The sequence below is a fragment of the Rathayibacter sp. AY1F8 genome (assembly GCF_002932165.1).
Taxonomy (GTDB): Bacteria; Actinomycetota; Actinomycetes; order Actinomycetales; family Microbacteriaceae; genus Rathayibacter.
Window position 1 is genome coordinate 1 of sequence record NZ_PSVB01000045.1, and the last position, 2,466, is coordinate 2,466.

Sequence of the window (2,466 nt, forward strand, 5' to 3'; positions counted from 1 at the left end):
ATCCTGGCGCATCGCCGGGGAGCCGGCAGGGCCGTCGCGGCGCAGCGGAGCGCGAGGAACGGACGCGGCGCCGTGCGGATCCTGCGAGGACGGGCGGAGCGGGCTCGCACCGCGGACCGCCTCGGACGAGCTCCGCGATCCGCAGCACCCGGTCGGCCGACGTCCGGGCGGACGGGTCGTGTGCTGGGACCCGCGCGGACCTCCGCGGTCGGCGGGACGTCGTGTCCTGTTCGCCTGCCGCCCCTTGCCCGCGCGCCGCTCCGAGCGCACGCTGGAGTCATGACCGCATGGAGCCCTCTCGAGACCGTCGGCGCCGTGGTGCTCGCCCTCGCGCTGATCGGGCTCGCCGTCGCGGCCGTGGCGGTCGGAGCAGGCGACGAGATCGCGTTCATCGGCGTGCTGGTCGCCTTCGCGGTCGCGGTCACCGGGCTCGGCCTCCACATCGCCGGCCGCGAGGCGCGGTACCGCCGCGACAACCGGTGACTCCGAAGCGCTTCCGCCGCGACGACCGCTGAGGAGGTGCGCTCCCGCCGCGGCGGCCGCTCAGCGGGACGCGCCCCGCCGCGACGGCCGCTGATCGGGGGGCGCCCCGCCGCGACGACACTCGGCCGGTCAGCGCCCGAGCTCCACCAGCAGCACGCCGGCGATGATCAGGCCGATCCCGCCGAGCATCGTCCAGGTCAGGGGGTCCTGGAACAGCCAGCGCCCGAGCACCGCGGTCAGCGCGACTCCGACCGCCGCCCAGATCCCGTAGGCCACCCCGATCGGCATGCCCTGCGCGAGCGCCCCGGCCAGCAGCGTGAACGCGACGACGTAGCCGACTCCGACCACGACGTACCAGCGCTTCCGGCCGTCCGTCGCGGGCTTGAGGCTCATCGTCGCGGCGACCTCGGTGAGGATCGCGCCCGAGAGCAGCAGCCAGGCCATCAGCGCACCGCCCGGCGCGCGGCCTGCGCTCGCTGCGAGCCGATCTCGACCATCAGCACGCCCGCGATGATCAGCACCAGCCCGATCGTCATCACGCCCGTCAGCGGCTGACCGAAGAGCACGGCCGCGAGGACCGCCGTCAGCGCGACGCCGCACGCGCCCCATACGCCGTACGCGACTCCGATCGGCATGCCGGCCTTGAGCACCCGGCTGAGGAGGACGAACGCCGCCAGGTAGCCCGCCACCACGAGGGCGTACCAGCCCGGCGACTCGATGGCGGCCTGGAGGGCGAGCGACGCCGTCACCTCGGTGAGGATCGCGCCGGTGAGGAGCGCCCAGCTCATCGTGTGCCGTCGGATCGGGTCATCCGGCCAGCGTAGGGCGGGCGCGGAGGCGTGCGACCGTGGAACGAGGGCTCAGCGCGCGGGGAGGGTGGGAACGATCGTTCTCTGGGCAGTGACGCGCTCACCGCGCGAAGTGCTCGCGCACCTCCGCCTGCCAGCGCTCGCGGTCCTCCTCCGTGATGAACGCCGCGTCGAAGGAGTTGAGCGCCAGCTGCTCGAGCTGCGCGTCGTCCATCCCCAGCTCCTCGACCAGGGCGCGGTAGTTCTCATCCACGTAGCCGCCGAAGTAGGGCGGATCGTCGCTCGAGACCGTCACGACGAGTCCCTCGCGGAGCATCGCGGGCAGCGGGTGGTCGGCCATCGTGTCCACCGCGCGCAGGGCGACGTTCGACAGCGGGCACACCGTCACCGGGATGCGGCGCTCGCGGAGCATCGCGACGACCTCCGGGTCCTCCATCGCGCGGATCCCGTGGTCGATCCGCTCGACCTTCAGCAGCTCGACGGTGGCCGCGACCGTCTCGGGCCCGGCCTCCTCGCCGGCGTGCGCGACCAGGCGCAGTCCGTCCGCCGCGGCGCGCGCGTAGACGTCGACGAACAGCTCCGGGCCGAAGCCCACCTCGTTCGAGTCGAGCCCGACGCCGACGATGTGCTCGCGCCAGGGGAGGATCGCCGTCAGCATCTCGTCGGCCGCGTCGGCGCCCAGGTCGCGGAGGAAGCACATGATCAGGTCCGTCGAGATCCCGTGGGTCTCCTCGCTCCGGCCGAGCGCACGGGTGATCCCGCTCATCACGGTGTCGAGCGCGACGCCGTTGCCGAGGTGCGTCTGCGGGTCGAAGAAGATCTCGGCGCGGCGGACGTTCGCCTTCTGCGCCCGGTCGAGGTAGCCGGTCGCGAGCTCGAAGAAGTCCCGCTCCGTCTTCAGCACGGTGAGGTTCGAGTAGTGCAGCTCCAGGAACGACGCGAGGTCGGTGAAGGAGTACCGGGCGCGGAGGGCGTCGAGGTCCTCGGTGGGCAGGGCGACCCCGTTGCGGCGCGCCATCTCGACGATGTGCTCGGGCTCGATCGTGCCCTCGAGGTGGATGTGCAGCTCGGCGCTGGGCGGGGCCGCTCCGGATCCGGATCGCGCGCCTCCCGCCGGAAACGCGCGCGAAACAGCGGAGGCCTACGGTCGGGAGCGACCCCGCCGCCCCGGCCG

3 protein-coding genes and 1 pseudogene are annotated in these 2,466 nt (G+C 73.4%); 1 reads left to right on the top strand and 3 read right to left on the bottom strand.

Features of this window, described 5'->3' with window-relative positions; all coding sequences use genetic code 11:
* Positions 1–279: 279 nt before the first annotated feature.
* Positions 280–483 (top strand): hypothetical protein, encoded by a 204-nt coding sequence (locus C5C35_RS16600; RefSeq protein WP_104227488.1) that lies wholly within the window; start codon positions 280–282, stop codon positions 481–483.
* A gap of 129 nt (positions 484–612) precedes the next feature.
* On the opposite strand, the gene C5C35_RS16605 is transcribed toward C5C35_RS16600, so the two are convergent.
* The 3 genes and pseudogenes from C5C35_RS16605 to C5C35_RS16615 all read right to left on the bottom strand — a co-directional run.
* Positions 613–927, bottom strand: a complete 315-nt coding sequence (locus C5C35_RS16605) for a multidrug efflux SMR transporter (RefSeq protein WP_104227487.1) — start codon at positions 925–927, stop codon at positions 613–615.
* Positions 927–1,271: a multidrug efflux SMR transporter gene (locus C5C35_RS16610; RefSeq protein WP_104227486.1), complete on the bottom strand. Its 345-nt coding sequence runs from the start codon at positions 1,269–1,271 to the stop codon at positions 927–929. Before C5C35_RS16610 ends, C5C35_RS16605 begins: the two co-directional genes overlap by 1 nt.
* A gap of 121 nt (positions 1,272–1,392) precedes the next feature.
* Positions 1,393–2,361, bottom strand: a pseudogene (locus C5C35_RS16615) (adenosine deaminase); the annotation flags it as partial.
* Positions 2,362–2,466 lie beyond the last annotated feature (105 nt).